Source organism: Blastococcus sp. TF02-09 (assembly GCF_003319105.1).
In the GTDB taxonomy this organism is placed as follows: domain Bacteria; phylum Actinomycetota; class Actinomycetes; order Mycobacteriales; family Geodermatophilaceae; genus Blastococcus.
In genome coordinates this window covers 399,136-414,196 of sequence record NZ_QOHH01000002.1, presented here as the reverse complement: position 1 = coordinate 414,196, position 15,061 = coordinate 399,136, and the positions used below count along the sequence as shown (strand labels likewise).

Below are 15,061 nucleotides of genomic sequence, written 5' to 3'. Positions count from 1 at the left end.
TCGGGCAGGTCACCGCCTGCCCACTGCGGGCTGACCTCCGGGACCTCGAGGGTCCGGCCGTCCCGGGTCGAGCGGCCAGGGATCCTCGCCACCCGCTCGGGCGTCCACGTCCCGGTAGGCGTGGGCCAGCCAGCTGCCCTTGTCGCGGGTGTAGTCGTCGTAGTCCTCGTCGTCGGCGTGCGCAGCGGCCGCCGCCCGCTTCATCCGCTCGTAGCCGCGCCGCAGTCGTGGGTCGGCGCGCAGGTGGTCACGGAAGCGAACCACCCGGCGAGCGAAGGGCGAAGCGGTCAGGCGGACGTGCAGGATGGCCGGCCGGACCGGGTCCGGCGCGACGAGCAGCCGTTTGGTGAACACCTCATCGGGGGCTGTGTCGTCGTCGTGGCGGAGATCGCGGTGCACGCCCGGCGAGTCCGGCCGCGCCCCGACGGCCGGCGCCCAACCGAGGGGCGCCAGTGCCGCGGCGAGGGCGGCGGGGTCGGGCAGCCGGTCGAGGGTGACCTGAAGGTCCAGGAACGGTTTGGCGTCCAGGCCCGGAACGGCGGTGGAGCCGATGTGGTCGATGCGCCGCAGGCTCAGTCGGTCGGCCGCGTCCAGGCCGGCCAGCGCCTGCCGCAGCGCCCGGATGCGCCGGTCCGCCGTGACGGCCCAGCCGGGGTCGTGCGCGAGCAGGTGCGGGGGTGCGGTCACGTCCGGCCGTGCCGAGGCCAGGGACTGCGCCCACGGCGCCAGGCGAGTCCGGTACAGCCGGCGTGCTGCCTCGGCTGCCGTCTGCCGGTCCTCCGCGACGAGGACGACGTCGGCCGCGTCGGCGCCGGCTTCGCCGGCGGTCGTGCTGACCGCGATTGCGAGAGCCACCGGCGCGCTGCGGTCGCAGCACACCTCGATCCCGTGGCTCCGCAGGCTGTCGGCAGCCGCCTCGGCGAGGGGCTCGGTGGACAGCCCGCCGACGCGCAGCACGGGCACAGCCTGGCACGCACTCCCGCCCACGTGCTGCCGTACAGGCGAGCGTTTCCTGTCAGCCGAAGCGGCCGGAGATGTAGTCCTCGGTCGCCTTCTGGTCGGGGTTGCTGAAGATCTTCTCGGTCGGGTTGAACTCGATCAGCCGGCCGGGCTGCCCGACGCCGTTGAGGTTGAAGAACCCGGTGGACTCGCTCACCCGCGCGGCCTGCTGCATGTTGTGGGTGACGATCACGATGGTGAACCGCTCCTTGAGCTCGGCCATCAGGTCCTCGATGGCCAGCGTGGAGATCGGGTCCAGCGCTGAGCACGGCTCGTCCATCAGCAGCACGTCGGGCTCGACGGCGATGGCGCGGGCGATGCACAGCCGCTGCTGCTGGCCGCCGGAGAGGCTGGAGCCTGGGCGGTCGAGGCGGTCCTTCACCTCGTTCCAGAGGTTGGCGCCGCGCAGCGACTTCTCCACGAGGTCGTCGCTCTCGGACTTCTTCATCTTGGTGTTGTTCAGCCGGTTGCCGGCGATGACGTTGTCGTAGATGGACATCGTCGGGAACGGGTTCGGGCGCTGGAAGACCATGCCGATCTGCCGGCGCACGTTGACCGGGTCGACGTCGGATCCGTAGAGGTCCTGGCCGTCCATGACGACCTTGCCCTCGACGCGGGCGCCCGGCAGCACCTCGTGCATCCGGTTCAGCGAGCGGAGGAAGGTCGACTTCCCGCAGCCCGAGGGGCCGATGAGCGCGGTGATGCTGCGCGGCTCGATGGAGGTGTTGACGCCCTGCACGGCGAGGAAGTTGCCGTAGTAGATGTTGAGGTCGGAGACCTCGATGCGCTTGGCCACGTGATGTCCTCCTGAGCGGGGCCGGTCAGCGACCGGTCTTGGGAGCGAAGAAGCGGCTGATCAGGCGGGCGACGACGTTGAGCGCCATGACCAGGATGATGAGGACGAGGGCCGCCGTCCAGGCCCGGTCGAGGAACGCCTGCGTCGCGGTGCCGGGCTGGGTCAGCTGGTAGAAGGCGAAGACCGGCAGGGTCGCCATGCGCCCGTCGAACGGGTTCAGGTTGGTGCCGGTGATGAGGCCGACGGTGATGAGCAGGGGGGCGGTCTCGCCGACGACCCGCGCGATGGCCAGCGTGACGCCGGTGCCCAGGCCCGCGATGGCGGTGGGCAGGACGACCTTCACGACCGTGCGCCACTTCGGGACGCCGAGGGCGTAGCTGGCCTCCCGCAGCTCGTTCGGCACGAGCTTGAGGACCTCCTCGCAAGACCGGACGACCACCGGGATCATCAGCACCGAGAGGGCCACCGCGCCCATCACCCCGGCGCGGAAGTCGTTGCCGAACAGCAGCGTGAACAGGGCGAAGGCGAAGAGGCCGGCGACGATCGACGGGATGCCGGTCATGACGTCGACGAAGAACGTGATGCCGCGCTTGAGCCGGCCGGTGCCGTACTCCACCAGGTAGATGGCGGTCAGCAGGCCGATCGGCACCGAGATCGCCGTCGCCAGCAGCGTGATGATGACCGTGCCGAGGATGGCGTGGTAGGCGCCGCCGCCCTCGCCGACGATCCGGAACATCGACATCCCGAAGAAGTCGCCGTCCAGCCGCGCGAGGCCCTTGCTGAGCACGGTCCACACCAGCGACACCAGCGGGACCATGGCGATCCCGAAAGCCGTGGTGACCAGGCAGGTCACCAGGCGGTCGGTGGCCTTGCGGCGGCCCTCGACGGCGCGCGACGTGACGTAGACCGCCAGCGTCCCGAGGATCACGCCGTAGACGACGGTCGAGGTGACGGCGAACCCGGTGAGAGCCGACAACCCGGCGCCGAGCGCGATGCCGGCCAGGTAGAGCCCGACGGTGGCCGACCGCGAGAGCCGCCGCTCGACGCGGACGGTGTCCTGCGGCGCGGAGGTCCCGGACGCTGACCGGGTGGCGGTGCTCATCAGTTGGCTCCGGAGAAGTCGGCGCGCCGGTTCACGATCCACCGGGCGAGCATGTTGACGGCGAGGGTGATGACGAAGAGCACCAGGCCGCTGGCGATGAGCGTGTTGACGCCGACGCCGGTGGCCTCGGGGAACCGCAGCGCGATGTTGGACGCGATCGTGGACGGGTTGGAGCTGCTGATCAGGTTGACCGTGGCACCCGCACCGCCGGAGAGGATGATCGCCACGGCCATCGTCTCGCCGAGCGCCCGGCCCAGGCCCAGCATCGCGCCGGCGATGACGCCGGACTTGCCGTAGGGCAGCACCGCCATCCGGATCATCTCCCAGCGGGTGGCGCCCAGGGCGAGCGCCGCCTCGCGGTGCAGCGCCGGCGCCTGGCTGAACACCTCGCGGGCGATGGCGGAGATGATCGGCAGGATCATGACGCCGAGTACCAGCCCGACGGTGAGCATGGTCCGGCCGCTGGCCGACGTCGGGCCGGCGAAGAAGGGGAGCCAGCTCAGGTGCTCCGCCGCCCACTCGTGGAACGGGACGAGCGCGGGCGCCATGACGGCCAGCCCCCAGAAGCCGTAGACGACGCTGGGGATGGCGGCCAGCAGGTCGATGACGTAGCCCAGCGCGGCCGCGATCCGCCGTGGGGCGTAGTACGTGACGAACAGCGCGATGCCGACGGCGAGCGGGGTGGCGACCACGAGCGCGATGACCGCGGCCAGCAGCGTGCCGAGGACGAGCGGCCCGATGTAGCTGGCCAGTCCCTCACCGCCGGGGATGTCCTCGGCGGGGGCGGTCAGCGCGGGGATGGCCTCGCTGATCAGGAAGGCGGCGACTCCCGCCAGGACGACCAGGATGAAGATGCCGGAGCCCTTGGCGCTGCCGGCGAAGATGCGGTCGCCCGGGCGGCGTACCGCGCCCTGCTTCGCCGGGCGTTCGGTCGGGGCCTTCGTGGCGGTCACCGCTACTCCGTGGATGTCGTTCGTGGGTGCATGTGCCCGGGTGCGGGCGGTGCGATGGCCCGGGACGCCGTCAGGACGTCCCGGGCCATCGTGGCGCGTCGGTGTCAGCCGGCGGCGGTGATGGCGTCGACCGCGCCCTGAGCCTGCTCGCGCAGCGAGTCGGAGATCTCGGCGTTGCCGGCGTTCTCCGCGGCGGCCGCCTGGCCGTCCTCGCTGATGACGTAGTTCATGAACGCCTTCACGTTGTCGGCGGTCTCCTGGTCGTCGTACCCGATGCAGCCGATGTGGTAGCTGACCAGCACGATCGGGTACTCGCCGGACCCCTCGGTCACGCGGTTGACCTCGATGGCGAAGTCGTGCTCGCCGCGCCCTTCGACGGCCGGGGAGTTCTCGACGACGGCAGCGGCGGCCTCGGCGCTGGGGGCGACGAAGTCCTCGCCGACCGCGACGCTGGCCACGCCGAGGTCACCGGCGCGGCTCGCGTCGGCGTACGTCACCGCACCGTCGGTGCTGGTCACGACCTCGACGACGCCGGAGGTGCCGTTGGCGGCCTCGCCGCCCTGGAGCGGCCAGACGCCGTCGGGCTCGGCGGTCCACACGTCACCGGCGGCCTGGTGCAGGTAGTCGGTGAAGTTCTCCGTGGTGCCCGAGTCGTCGCCGCGGTGCACGGGGGTGATCGTCGTCCCCGGCAGGGTCGCGTCCGGGTTGTCCGCGGCGATGGCCGGGTCGTTCCAGGTCGTGATCGCGCCGCTGAAGATGCCGGCGATGGTCTCCGGGGTCAGGTTCAGCTCGTCGACGCCCTCGAGGTTGTAGACGACGGCGATCGGCGAGATGTAGTTGGGCAGCTCGAAGATCTCCCCGCCCGCGCAGCGCTCCTCCGCGGCGGTCAGCTCCTCCTCGTCGAGGGCCGCGTCCGAGCCGGCGAAGTCGGCGGAGCCGTCGATGAACTGCTCGCGGCCCGCGCCCGAACCGGCCGGGTCGTAGCTGAACTGGACGTCGGGGAACTCGCCCTGGAAACCCGCCTGCCAGGCCTCCATCGCGGACTGCTGGCTGCTCGCGCCCGCGCCGACGAGGTTGCCGCTGAGCTCGGCGCCCTCGCCGCTGCCGCTCCCGGTGCCGCCGGAGTCGGTCTCGTTGGACGCGCCGCATGCGGCCAGCGCGAGAGATCCGGAGAGCGCGAGCGCCAGGGCGGTCGCGCGGGGCTTGCTGCTGAGCTTCAACCCAGTGCCTCTCGACAGCGGCCCGGACCCGTTCCGGGCAGCGTTGTGTGACCTACGAGAGGGGACGGTAGGCAGCCGAGGTGGCCGCATCCGGGTTCCTCGGTGAACGCACGGTGAACGCCCATCGAGGTCTGGGCACCGCTGTGGCGGCCGTCATACGTCCGACGGGTGAACGGCCGCGCGACCTCGTCCGGGCGGGGGCGTCAGGCCGCTCCGCGCCGCCAGGAGACGTCGACGGCGTACCGGGCGAAACCGCGGCGTTCGTAGAGGCGCACGGCGGCCTCGTTGTCCTCCTCGACGTAGAGGAGCACCGAGCCCAGGCCCTGCCGGCGCAGGTGGGCCAGCCCGAGATCGGTGAGCGCGCCGCCCAGTCGCAGGCCCTGGGCGTCGGGGTCGATGCCCAGCACGTAGACCTCGCCCACGGGGTCCGGGCCGGCGTCCCCGGCGGGGTGCACCTTCGTCCAGTGCGAGCCCAGGAGCGTGCCGTCGGCGTCCGGATCCCCGCGCCAGGCCATCAGGAAGCCCGCGGGGTCGAACCACGGCTCGCCCTCGCGCAGCGCCAGGTCGGCCGCCGTCATGCGCCCCTGCTCGGGGTGCCAGTCGAAGGCGCGGGCGTTGACCGCCAGCCAGGCCTCCTCGTCGCGGCCCGGGCGGAAGGGCAGCACCCGGACGTCGTCCGGCAGGTCGGGGCGGGGATCGGCCTCGACGCCGGCCAGCGGGCGGCGCATCTGGAGCAGCACGCGGGCCCGGGTGAAGCCGTGCGGCGCCAGCAGCTCCGCCGAACCGGGCAGGTCGCCGTGCGCCCAGACGTCCAGCGGCCGGTCGCCGGCCAGGTCCAGCAGCTGCCGCAGCAGCGCGCGCCCGTGCCCGCGCCGGCGGAACGCCGGGTGCACGACCAGTTCGGCCACGCCGTCGTCGTAGCGGGCGTAGCCGGCCAGCGTGCCGGCGTCGTGCACCACCAGGTCGGCGCCGTCCCCGGTGCCGTGCTGCAGCCGCAGCTCGGTCTCCTCCGACACCGGGCGGACCCCGTCGGCGGCCGCGGCGGCGCGCAGCAACGACAGGACGGCGTCGACGTCCGGGCGGGGCTCGGGGCTCACCGCCCCATCAGACCAGCTCGGCGTCGCTCTCCACCTGCGGGGTCCGGGCCGTGGCGTCGGCGACCTGCTGGTCCAGCTTGTAGCCGACGTTGCGCACGGTGCCGATGAGCGCCTCGTGCTCGGTGCCGAGCTTCGCGCGCAGCCGGCGCACGTGGACGTCGACGGTGCGGGTGCCCCCGAAGTAGTCGTAGCCCCAGATCTCCTGCAGCAGCTGGGCGCGGGAGAAGACCCGGCCGGGGTGCTGCGCGAGGTACTTCAGCAGCTCGAACTCCTTGTAGGTGAGGTCGAGCGGACGGCCGCGCAGCTTCGCCGAGTAGCTGTGCTCGTCGATGACCAGCTCGCCGGCCTGGGTGACGCCCTTGTCGGCGCCGTCGGCGGGGGCGGTGGCGGCCAGCCGGCGGGCGGTGGCCCACTTCAGCCGGGCGTCGACCTCGGCGGGACCCGCGGTGTCGAGCAGGACGTCGTCCACGCCCCAGTCCGCCGACAGCGCCACCAGGCCGCCCTCGGAGAGGACGGCGACCAGCGCGGCGGCCACGCCCGTGGAGGAGAGCAGGCCGCACAGCGTGCGGGCACGGATGAGGTCGTGACGGGCGTCGACCAGGACGACGTCGCCGGAGTCCCCGTCGAGGAGGCTCGAGAGCTCCGGGGCCACCACGCGCACCTGGTGCCCGAGCAGGCCCAGCGCGGGCAGCACCTCCGTCGTCGCCTGCCGCGCCGAGGTCATGAGGACCAGTCGCATCTGTCGTCTCCTCGCATGGTTCCCACGACGCGCAGCCGTGGCAGCAGTCGACGACGCTGTCGAGGTGAGACTGCACGATAACCGACGAGCCCCCTGCCGGGCAGGCCACGACCCGCAACCCTCTCGCGGCGGTGAGCTCCCGGAGGCCTCGCGTCTGCCACCATCGGGACCGTGAGCACCGCCGCGCCGATCTCCCGCCTGAGCGCGCGGGAGCACCACCTGCCCGCGGCGGCCGTCGCGGTCCTCGCGGTCGCGCTGCTCGTGGGCCTCCCGGAGCTGCTGGGCCAGACCGGTCGGCTGGCCGCCGTGCTCGTGCTGCAGCTGGGGCTCGTCCTGTGCTGGGTGCTGGTCACCGGGGCCCAGGGGTTCGCCGGCTCGCTGGCCGTGGGCGCCGGGGCCGCGGTCGCCGCGGACCTCGCCCTCGTGCTGCCCCGGGACCCGGAGCTGGGCGAGCTGCTGGCCGTCATCGGCGTCGGGTTCCTGGCGGTGGTGGTGCAGCAGATGGTCCGCCGTCCCCGGCAGGAACTGGTGGCCTTGCTGTCGGTCGTCGTGCTGCTGCTCGTCGCCGTGGCCGCGCTGGCCGCGCTGCTGCTGCTCGGGCGGACGGACGAGGGCTCCGAGCGCGCCCTGGTGGCGCTGCTCGCCGTCGGCACGGCGCTGGTGGTGGGGCACCTCGTGGACTGGCTCCTGCCCCGGCCGCAGCTGGCCGACGGCGTTCCGCGCGGGCTCGTCGGCGCCGTCCTCGCCGTGCTCGCCGGGACCGGCGTGGCCGTCCTGGCCGCGGGTCTGGCCGGCGACGTGCTCGACGAGCGGCGCGCCCTGGTCCACGGGGCCGTGGTGGCCGGGGTGGCGGCGCTGACCGCGCTGGTCGCCAGCTACGTCGTCGTCGGCGCCACCGCCGAGGACGACGACCCGGCCGGCGAGCCGCGGTTCTCCCGGTGGGTGCTGCCGGTCGTGCAGGTGGCCCTGCCCCTCGCCGCCTGCGCGCCGGTCGTCCTGGCGCTGCAGGCCACGCTGTGACGGCATGCCCGTGAGGGCGCTCCTCGTCGTCCTCCTCCTGCTCGCCGGTCTCACGCTGCTGGCCGACCGGGTGGCCGTGGGCATCGCGGAGGACCGGGTCGCCGACCAGCTGGCCGGCAAGGGCGGCCTCGTGGGCACCCCGGAGGTCGACATCACCGGCTTCCCGTTCCTCACCCAGGTGGTCGCCGGACGGTACGAGGACGTGCGGGTCGCGCTCGACGCCGACGAGCTGGGCCAGCCCGCGGGGACCCGGGCCGACGTCTCGCTGCGCGGCGTGCACGTGCCCCTGAGGACGGTGCTGTCCGGGTCGGTGCAGGAGGTGCCGGTGGAGGACATCGACGGCACCGCGACGCTGGCCTACGACCTCCTGGCGGCGGAGCTGGGCAGCGACGCCACGGTCACCCGGGAGGGCGACGGGCTGCGGATCGGCCGGACCGTCGAGGTCCTCGGCCTGACGCTGCCCGTCTCGGCCGCCGGGACCGTGACCCTGGACGGCGACCAGCTGGTCGTCGACGTCGAGGACGCCGCGGGAGCCGGTGTGGACATCCCCGACTTCCTGGTGGACCGGGTCAGCGACCTGCTGGACCTGCGCTACACCGTGCCGGAGCTGCCCCTCGGCCTGCAGCTGACCAGCGTCACGCCCGGAGCCGAGGGCGTGGAGGTGCAGGTGGAGGCGACGGACGCGGTGCTCACCGCCCGGTGACGGAATAGCCGGCCGCCCCGACCGGCTTGTGCGGTCGATGAGCACGATCGGGATCGTCGTCCTCGCCGTGGCACTGGTCGTCACGGCGGCCGCGGCGTGGTGGCAGCGCACGCGGGACGGCGCCGTGCGGCCCCGGTCCCCGGAGGAGGAGCAGGTGACCGCGCCCTCGGAGTCGGCGGCCTTCGCGCGCCTCGGCGTGCGCCCGGGGGAGGCCGACCTCACCGTCGTCCAGTTCTCCACCGCGTTCTGCGGTCCCTGCCGGGCGACCAAGGCCCGGCTCGCGCAGCTGCAGACCACCCGGCCGGGCCTGGCCGTGGTCCAGGTGGACGCCGAGAGCCACCTCGACGAGGTGCGCGCGCTCGACGTCCGCCGCACCCCGACCCTGTTCTACCTCGACCGCTCCGGGGCCGTCGTCGCGCGCAGCAGCGGCGCCCCGCGGCCGGACGAGCTGACCGCCCTGGTGGACGCTCATGCAGGGGTGTCCCGATGATCGGCTACCCTCGCGCCGTGGGCATCCTGCTGACCTCGCGCCGCACAGTCGACCTGTGCCGCGTCGGCAGCTGCCTCTGTCCGACCTCCTGAGGTCGGCACCCGACCGACCAGACGCGCCCTGTCCGCCGTCCGAAGGTCCTCATCCGCGATGACTGCACCATCCCCGCAGATCGACGTGCGTGCGCCGCGGTTCGCCGCGGCGCTCACCTCCGTCGTCCTCGCCGTCGCGCTGCTCACCGGCAGCGGCTGGCTGGTCGCGGCCCAGGCGGTCGTGTTCGCGATCGGCGCGTTCGCGGGTCTCCGCTCGGCCCCCTACGGTCTGCTGTTCCGCACCCTCGTCGCGCCGCGGCTGGGCCCGGTGCGGGAGCGCGAGCCCGAGGCGCCGCCGCGGTTCGCCCAGCTCGTCGGCCTGCTGTTCACCGTCGTCGGGGCCGCCGGCTACCTGCTCGGCGCCCCCCTGCCCGGCGCCGTCGCCACGGGTCTCGCGCTCGTGGCGGCCCTGCTCAACGCGGCCACGGGCTTCTGCCTCGGCTGCGAGCTGTACCTGATCGCCCGGCGGGCGCTGCCCGCCCGCACCGCCTGACCGACCGACCACCGAACCACCGACCAAGGGAGCTACCCATGAGCCGCAACGACGTGCTCGTCACCGTCGACTGGGTCCAGGAGAACCTGGGCCAGCCCGGCATCGTCCTCGTCGAGGTGGACGAGGACACCAGCGCCTACGACGGCGGCCACATCGAGGGCGCCGTCAAGCTCGACTGGAAGCAGGACCTGCAGGACCCGCTGCGCCGCGACTACCTCGACAAGAGCGCGTTCGAGGCGCTGCTCTCCTCCCGCGGCATCAGCAACGACGACACCGTCGTGCTGTACGGCGGCAACAACAACTGGTTCGCCGCCTACGCGTACTGGTACTTCAAGATCTACGGCCACCGCGACGTCAAGCTGATGGACGGCGGCCGCAAGAAGTGGGAGCTCGACGGCCGCCCGCTGTCCAAGGACGCCGTGCAGCGGCCCGCCACGCAGTACGTGGCCAGCGAGCCCGACCTCTCCATCCGCGCGTTCCGCGACGAGGTCGTCGCCGCGATCGGCAACAAGAACCTCGTCGACGTGCGCAGCCCCGACGAGTTCTCCGGCAAGATCCTCGCGCCGGCGCACCTCCCGCAGGAGCAGTCGCAGCGCGCCGGCCACGTGCCCACCGCGATCAACATCCCGTGGAGCAAGGCCGCCAACGAGGACGGCACCTTCAAGAGCGACGAGCAGCTCACCGAGCTCTACGGCGAGCAGGGCTTCGACGACAGCCGGGAGACCATCGCCTACTGCCGGATCGGCGAGCGCTCGAGCCACACCTGGTTCGTGCTCAGCGAGCTGCTCGGCAAGAAGAACGTCAAGAACTACGACGGCAGCTGGGTCGAGTACGGCTCGCTCGTCGGCGTCCCGATCGAGAAGTGAGCTGACCCATGTGCGGAGCCCCCAAGCAGGGTGGTGCCCTCGCGGGCATCGACCTGAGCACGCAGACGGTGATCCAGGGGTCGGTCTGGCACGACGGCGCCCCGGTGGCCGGTGCCTACGTCCGGCTGCTGGACGGCACCGACGAGTTCACTGCCGAGGTGGTGACCAGCCCCGAGGGTGAGTTCCGGTTCTTCGCCGCCCCTGGGAAGTGGAAGGTCCGGTCGCTGGCCGCCGTCGGCAAGGGCGAGCGCGTCCTCGACGCCGAGGTCGGGCTGAACGAGACGACCATCGTCATCGAGTGAGCGCCAGCGCCCGTCCGGTATCCGCCGGGCGGGCGCTGTCGTCACTCCACCCCGGGCGGGAGGACGTTCGGGCCGGCCTCGGGTGGTCGCGGTCGGTCCTCGGGGTAGGCGCGCACGGCGACGACGGCGACGTCGTCCTGGCCCGCGACCGGCACCAGCCGTTCCAGGACCGTGTCCAGCAACGTGTCCAGGGGCTCTCCGGCGAGATCGCGTACGGCCTCCTGCAGCCGGGCCATGCCCTCGTCCAGGTCCGAGCCCCGGCGCTCGACGAGCCCGTCGGTGACCAGGAACAGGGTGTCCCCGGGCTCCAGGTCGACGGTGTGGTCGTGCCTCGGCGCCGTCGGGTCGACACCCAGCATCCGGTCCGGCGCGGTCTCCAGCACCCGTGAGCTGCCGTCGGGCGAGAGCAGCAGCGGGGGCACGTGGCCGGCGTTGCTCCAGCGGAGGACGCGGCGGCCGAGCACCGGGACGTCGGGGTGGCGCTCCACGCGGGCCAGGATGGCGGTGGCCAGCGTCGCGACGGCGAGGCCCTGGGCGGCCCGGTCGGTCCGGCTCAGCGTCGCCGCCGGGGTCTCGTCGTTGTCGTAGGCCAGCGACCGCAGCAGCCCGCGGAGCTGCCCCATGGCCGCAGCGGCGTCGCTGCCGTGGCCCACGACGTCGCCGATGACGATCATCGTGGCACCGTCGGGCTGCAGGAACGCGTCGTACCAGTCGCCGCCGACCTGGGCCTCGTGGCCGGCCGGCTGGTAGCGGACCACGACGTGCAGGTGGTCGGGCTCCGGTGGCGGGGTCAGCAACGCCTGCTGCAGCCGGTCGGCCAGGGCTCGCGAGGTGGCGGCCTGCCGGGCCAGGCGGTCGATCTCCGCCGCCCGCTGCTCGGCCTCGCGCTGGTCGGTGAGGTCGCGGAAGGAGACGATGACGCCGGTCACGGCGCCGTTCTCCACGGTCGGCACCGCGATCAGCCCGACCGGTACCGCTGTCCCGTCCTTGCGCCAGAACACCTCGTCGTCGGCGGTGACCGTCCGGCCGGTGCGCAGGGCCAGCCACACCGGGCACTGGTGCCGCGGGTAGGGCGAGCCGTCGAGGCGGTGGTGGTGCAGCAGCTGGTGCTGGTCGGCGGCGCGCTGCTCCTCCAGCGGGTAGCCGGTGATGCGGAGGGCGGAGGGGTTCACGAACTCGACGCGGCCCTGGGCGTCCAGGCCGTAGATGCCGTCGGCGACGTTGGCCAGCACCCACTCGTAGCGGGCGACGACGCGTGCGAGCTCCTCCTCGGGGGTCCGCACGCCCACCTCCGCTCCACCGTGCCGACCGGCCGGCCGGGCACCTCCAGCCTAGAGGGGAAGCGGGGGCCGGGCCGGGGACGGCGGTGGGGGCCGACGACGGCGCCCGCCCCGGCCGGTGACCGGAGCGGGCGCCGTGTGGTGTCAGGCCTCAGTCGCAGCGGCCTGGTGGGTTGGAGGTGTCGCACCGGTTGTCCTCGAAGAGGACGGTGCCGCCGGCGACGAGGTCGAACGGCGTGTTGTCGCGCACCTTGTTGTCCTCGACCGTGCCGCTGGGCTCGATGCCCGGGGCGCCCTCGGGTCCGGGGAAGCCGGGAAGCGCCACGATGCCGCCCTGGGCGACGCTCTCGAACGCCGGATCGGAGCTGTGGCCCCGCACCTTGTTGTCGCGGACGTGGACGTCCTGGGCGCCGAACAGCACGATGCCGGCGCCGCTGAGTGCCGGGATGCCCTCCGCCGGGCGGGCCGGGCACTCCTTGTTGTTCGCGATCACCTTGTTGTCGCGGATCAGCCAGTCCGTCGCCGGGCCGGGAGCGCCGGCGAGGATCAGCACGCCGAAGCAGTTGCCCTCGGCCACGTTGCCCCGCGCCTCGCCGTTGCTCGCGTTGCGGAAGAAGAAGCCGAACTCGTTGCCGGCGGAGTAGTTGCCCCGCACGTCCGCTCGGGAGTCGGGGCTGTCGCCGACGTAGAAGCCCGCCTCGTCATTGCCGACGGAGACGTTGTCCTCGAACGTCGTCCGGTGCGTGACGAAGCTGGCCGCGCCGTAGCCCCGGTTGTCCTCGAACCTGCTGTCCCGGACGCTGAGGTCCTCCGTGCCCAAGGCGACCAGGCCGTCACCGGAGAAGCCCTGCACCGTCACGCCGCGGATGCTGACCCCGCGCACCGCGTCGTTGACCACCGGCGGCGCGTCGTCGGAGAACACGACGTCGTCGATGATGCAGATCCCCGACACCCGGGCCACGTCGTCGTCGTCGCAGGGCGTCGGCTCCGGAGTGGCGGGCGGGACGATGACCACCTTGTCCCCTCGGAGCGAGATGCCGTCCTCGTGGATGGTCACCGACTCGCGGTAGGTCCCCGGCGGGATGTGGATGGTGTCGCCCGGCTGGGCGGCGTCCACCGCGTCCTGGATGCTGGCGAGGGGTGGAGCGGGGTTCTTGCCGTGCCCGCCGTGCCCGTCGTCCCCGCCGTGCGCGGCGGCCGGACCGGCGGTGCCGAGGGCGATCAGCGTGGCGGCGGACGCCACGGCCAGTGTTCGTGCCCTGTTCCTCTGCATGGGTGCTCCCGTGTCCCGGGCGCCGGCCCCCCCGGCCGGCGGACGTCCGTATCCGCCGCCGCCGCCGCTGAGGAGGGCAGCCTGCCCTCGGGCGGCGCCGGCGCAGAACCCCCAGCCGGGGGGTCAGGGGCGGCGGCGGCGGACCTGCCAGGCGACGGCGAGCAGGGCGGTCGCCGCGATTGCGGCACCGCCACCCCACGTGGCTCCCAGCCAGGCGGCCCTGCGGATGTCGGCCGCGGTGAGGGCCCCGGCGATGCCCGCCAGCAGCCCTGCCCCGGCGATCCCCGACCAGACCGGCCAGGCCGCGGGCCGGTCCGGGAGCGGTGCCCGCGGGGAACGGCGCCACCAGCGCACCAGCCAGACGAGCAGGATCGCGGCGCCGACGACGCTGCTGGCGTACTGGGCCCACCGATAGCCCTCGACCGGGCCCCACATCCGGGCGAGCGCCGGCAGGTGGTCGGTGCCCCAGCGGCCGGCGTGGGTGAACTCGTCCCACAGCACATGGGTGGCGGCGCCGACGACGAGCGCGAGGACGGTCCAGGCGAGACCGCGCACGGAGCGGACGCGCACGGCCGGCCCGAGGGGGACGCCGCTCAGCCGCGCCCGGACGCCACCCGGTGCCCACGCCAGCGCGGGCTCGGCCAGCAGCGCGTGCCACACCGCCCAGGCGATCCCGCCGAGCAGCAGGTCGGTGGTGACGACGGCGAGCGCGGAGTGCGTCTCCCACGACAGGTCACCCGGAAGGTAGTAGGGCAGGTCGGGAGCGACGCTGCCGGCGACCAGCGCGGAGGCGGGCAGCGGCGTCCGGAGGAAGGGCAGCACCGCCGCCGCGTGGCTCGGGGTGAACGGCACTCAGAGCCCGATCAGCGCGGCGAGCTCGGTCATGGCGCGGTCGAAGTACCGGTCGCCGTCCTCGACCGACCCGACGAAGTGGCCGAACAGCTCGAAGCTGACCGTGCCGTACACGGCGCTCCAGGCCATCAGCGCCCGCACCCGCACGGTGTCGTCGATGGCCGGGTGGTCCCCGCCGAGGACGGCCGCCGCGTCGTCGCTGACCAGCGAGGGATCCCGGTCGCCGCTCGCTGCCGGCAGCAGGCCGGACCGCGCGGCGTCACCGAGGATCCGGCCGAGCACGACGGCGACCCGGGACGCGGCCGGCACGGTGTCCCGCGGCGCCGAGTAGCCGGGCACGGGGGAGCCGTAGAGCAGGGCGTACTCGTGCGGATGGGCCAGCGCCCACGCCCGGACCGCGCGGCACACCGCCAGCCAGCGAACCCGTGGAGCCTCGCCCGGGCGGTCGGCGGCCTCGGCGGCCGCGCCCAGGGCGTCGTAGCCGTCGATGATCAGCCGGGTCAGCAGCTCGTCGCGGCTGGGGAAGTAGCGGTAGACCGCCGAGGAGACCAGCCCGACCTCGCGGGCGACGGCGCGCAGCGAGAGGGCGGCGGCTCCGACCTCGGCCAGCTGGCGGCGTGCAGCGTCGGTGATCTCCGCGGTCAGCTCGGCGCGGACGCGCTCCCGTGCGGTGGTCACGTGGTCGAGGATGCCTTTCGAGAGCACAGGTCGCAACCGAGAGCATTGCTCTTGACAGTCGTGTGCCAAGCGTCGGAGCATCGCTCCCGAGCGAGAGCGCCGCTCT

The 15,061-nt window shown here is 73.5% G+C and carries 17 protein-coding genes; 6 read left to right on the top strand and 11 right to left on the bottom strand.

Features of this window, described 5'->3' with window-relative positions:
- Positions 1–9 precede the first annotated feature (9 nt).
- From DQ239_RS04525 to DQ239_RS04495, 7 genes are all read right to left on the bottom strand, one after another.
- Positions 10–957 carry a GrpB family protein gene (locus tag DQ239_RS04525; protein ID WP_199582616.1) on the bottom strand — a complete coding sequence of 316 codons (948 nt, stop codon included), beginning with the start codon at positions 955–957 and terminating at the stop codon, positions 10–12.
- Positions 958–1,015: 58 nt separating this feature from the next.
- Complete coding sequence (pstB, locus tag DQ239_RS04520; RefSeq protein ID WP_113833150.1) at positions 1,016–1,795, bottom strand: phosphate ABC transporter ATP-binding protein PstB; 780 nt, start codon at positions 1,793–1,795, stop codon at positions 1,016–1,018.
- Positions 1,796–1,820: 25 nt separating this feature from the next.
- Positions 1,821–2,897 (bottom strand): phosphate ABC transporter permease PstA, encoded by a 1,077-nt coding sequence (gene pstA, locus DQ239_RS04515; protein WP_113833148.1) that lies wholly within the window; start codon positions 2,895–2,897, stop codon positions 1,821–1,823.
- Positions 2,897–3,850: a phosphate ABC transporter permease subunit PstC gene (gene pstC, locus DQ239_RS04510; RefSeq protein ID WP_113833146.1), complete on the bottom strand. Its 954-nt coding sequence runs from the start codon at positions 3,848–3,850 to the stop codon at positions 2,897–2,899. The genes pstA and pstC overlap by 1 nt, the downstream gene beginning before the upstream one ends.
- A gap of 104 nt (positions 3,851–3,954) precedes the next feature.
- Positions 3,955–5,070 (bottom strand): phosphate ABC transporter substrate-binding protein PstS, encoded by a 1,116-nt coding sequence (pstS, locus tag DQ239_RS04505; protein ID WP_199582613.1) that lies wholly within the window; start codon positions 5,068–5,070, stop codon positions 3,955–3,957.
- A 203-nt stretch (positions 5,071–5,273) separates the two neighbouring features.
- Positions 5,274–6,167, bottom strand: coding sequence for a mycothiol synthase (gene mshD, locus DQ239_RS04500; RefSeq protein WP_113833142.1), 894 nt, complete (start codon positions 6,165–6,167; stop codon positions 5,274–5,276).
- A 7-nt stretch (positions 6,168–6,174) separates the two neighbouring features.
- On the bottom strand, positions 6,175–6,906 hold the full coding sequence (locus DQ239_RS04495; RefSeq protein WP_113833140.1) for a response regulator transcription factor: 732 nt from the start codon (positions 6,904–6,906) through the stop codon (positions 6,175–6,177).
- Positions 6,907–7,077: 171 nt separating this feature from the next.
- Here DQ239_RS04495 and DQ239_RS04490 point away from each other — a divergent pair, with 171 nt between their 5' ends.
- The 6 genes from DQ239_RS04490 to DQ239_RS04465 all read left to right on the top strand — a co-directional run bounded on the left by DQ239_RS04490 (position 7,078) and on the right by DQ239_RS04465 (position 10,872).
- Complete coding sequence (locus tag DQ239_RS04490) at positions 7,078–7,926, top strand: hypothetical protein (protein ID WP_113833138.1); 849 nt, start codon at positions 7,078–7,080, stop codon at positions 7,924–7,926.
- A gap of 4 nt (positions 7,927–7,930) precedes the next feature.
- The gene (locus tag DQ239_RS04485; RefSeq protein WP_233488740.1) at positions 7,931–8,629 is read left to right on the top strand and encodes a DUF2993 domain-containing protein; all 699 of its coding nucleotides are present in this window, start codon (positions 7,931–7,933) and stop codon (positions 8,627–8,629) included.
- A gap of 37 nt (positions 8,630–8,666) precedes the next feature.
- On the top strand, positions 8,667–9,119 hold the full coding sequence (locus tag DQ239_RS04480; RefSeq protein ID WP_113833318.1) for a thioredoxin family protein: 453 nt from the start codon (positions 8,667–8,669) through the stop codon (positions 9,117–9,119).
- Between the two features lie 150 nt (positions 9,120–9,269).
- Entirely contained in the window at positions 9,270–9,704 is a 435-nt protein-coding gene (locus tag DQ239_RS04475; RefSeq protein WP_113833136.1) for a DUF4395 domain-containing protein, read from the top strand.
- 38 nt (positions 9,705–9,742) lie between these two features.
- The gene (locus tag DQ239_RS04470) at positions 9,743–10,570 is read left to right on the top strand and encodes a sulfurtransferase (protein WP_113833134.1); all 828 of its coding nucleotides are present in this window, start codon (positions 9,743–9,745) and stop codon (positions 10,568–10,570) included.
- An 8-nt stretch (positions 10,571–10,578) separates the two neighbouring features.
- Positions 10,579–10,872, top strand: a complete 294-nt coding sequence (locus tag DQ239_RS04465; protein WP_113833132.1) for a DUF1416 domain-containing protein — start codon at positions 10,579–10,581, stop codon at positions 10,870–10,872.
- A gap of 41 nt (positions 10,873–10,913) precedes the next feature.
- Here DQ239_RS04465 and DQ239_RS04460 read toward each other — a convergent pair whose 3' ends face one another.
- From DQ239_RS04460 to DQ239_RS04445, 4 genes are all read right to left on the bottom strand, one after another.
- Positions 10,914–12,155: a SpoIIE family protein phosphatase gene (locus DQ239_RS04460; RefSeq protein ID WP_233488738.1), complete on the bottom strand. Its 1,242-nt coding sequence runs from the start codon at positions 12,153–12,155 to the stop codon at positions 10,914–10,916.
- Between the two features lie 148 nt (positions 12,156–12,303).
- Positions 12,304–13,395, bottom strand: a complete 1,092-nt coding sequence (locus tag DQ239_RS04455; protein ID WP_158544781.1) for a right-handed parallel beta-helix repeat-containing protein — start codon at positions 13,393–13,395, stop codon at positions 12,304–12,306.
- A 153-nt stretch (positions 13,396–13,548) separates the two neighbouring features.
- Positions 13,549–14,277 carry a DUF4184 family protein gene (locus DQ239_RS04450; protein ID WP_113833125.1) on the bottom strand — a complete coding sequence of 243 codons (729 nt, stop codon included), beginning with the start codon at positions 14,275–14,277 and terminating at the stop codon, positions 13,549–13,551.
- Positions 14,278–14,955: a TetR/AcrR family transcriptional regulator gene (locus DQ239_RS04445; RefSeq protein WP_233488737.1), complete on the bottom strand. Its 678-nt coding sequence runs from the start codon at positions 14,953–14,955 to the stop codon at positions 14,278–14,280. It lies immediately after the preceding gene.
- Positions 14,956–15,061: the final 106 nt, after the last annotated feature.

Bases quoted from the DNA above. Each gene is read 5' to 3' on its own strand.
- pstA (WP_113833148.1), bottom strand. From the start codon at position 2,897: ATGAGCACCGCCACCCGGTCAGCGTCCGGGACCTCCGCGCCGCAGGAC.
- DQ239_RS04495 (WP_113833140.1), bottom strand. From the start codon at position 6,906: ATGCGACTGGTCCTCATGACCTCGGCGCGGCAGGCGACGACGGAGGTG.
- DQ239_RS04485 (WP_233488740.1), top strand. From the start codon at position 7,931: ATGCCCGTGAGGGCGCTCCTCGTCGTCCTCCTCCTGCTCGCCGGTCTC.
- DQ239_RS04480 (WP_113833318.1), top strand. From the start codon at position 8,667: ATGAGCACGATCGGGATCGTCGTCCTCGCCGTGGCACTGGTCGTCACG.
- DQ239_RS04475 (WP_113833136.1), top strand. From the start codon at position 9,270: ATGACTGCACCATCCCCGCAGATCGACGTGCGTGCGCCGCGGTTCGCC.
- DQ239_RS04470 (WP_113833134.1), top strand. From the start codon at position 9,743: ATGAGCCGCAACGACGTGCTCGTCACCGTCGACTGGGTCCAGGAGAAC.
- DQ239_RS04465 (WP_113833132.1), top strand. From the start codon at position 10,579: ATGTGCGGAGCCCCCAAGCAGGGTGGTGCCCTCGCGGGCATCGACCTG.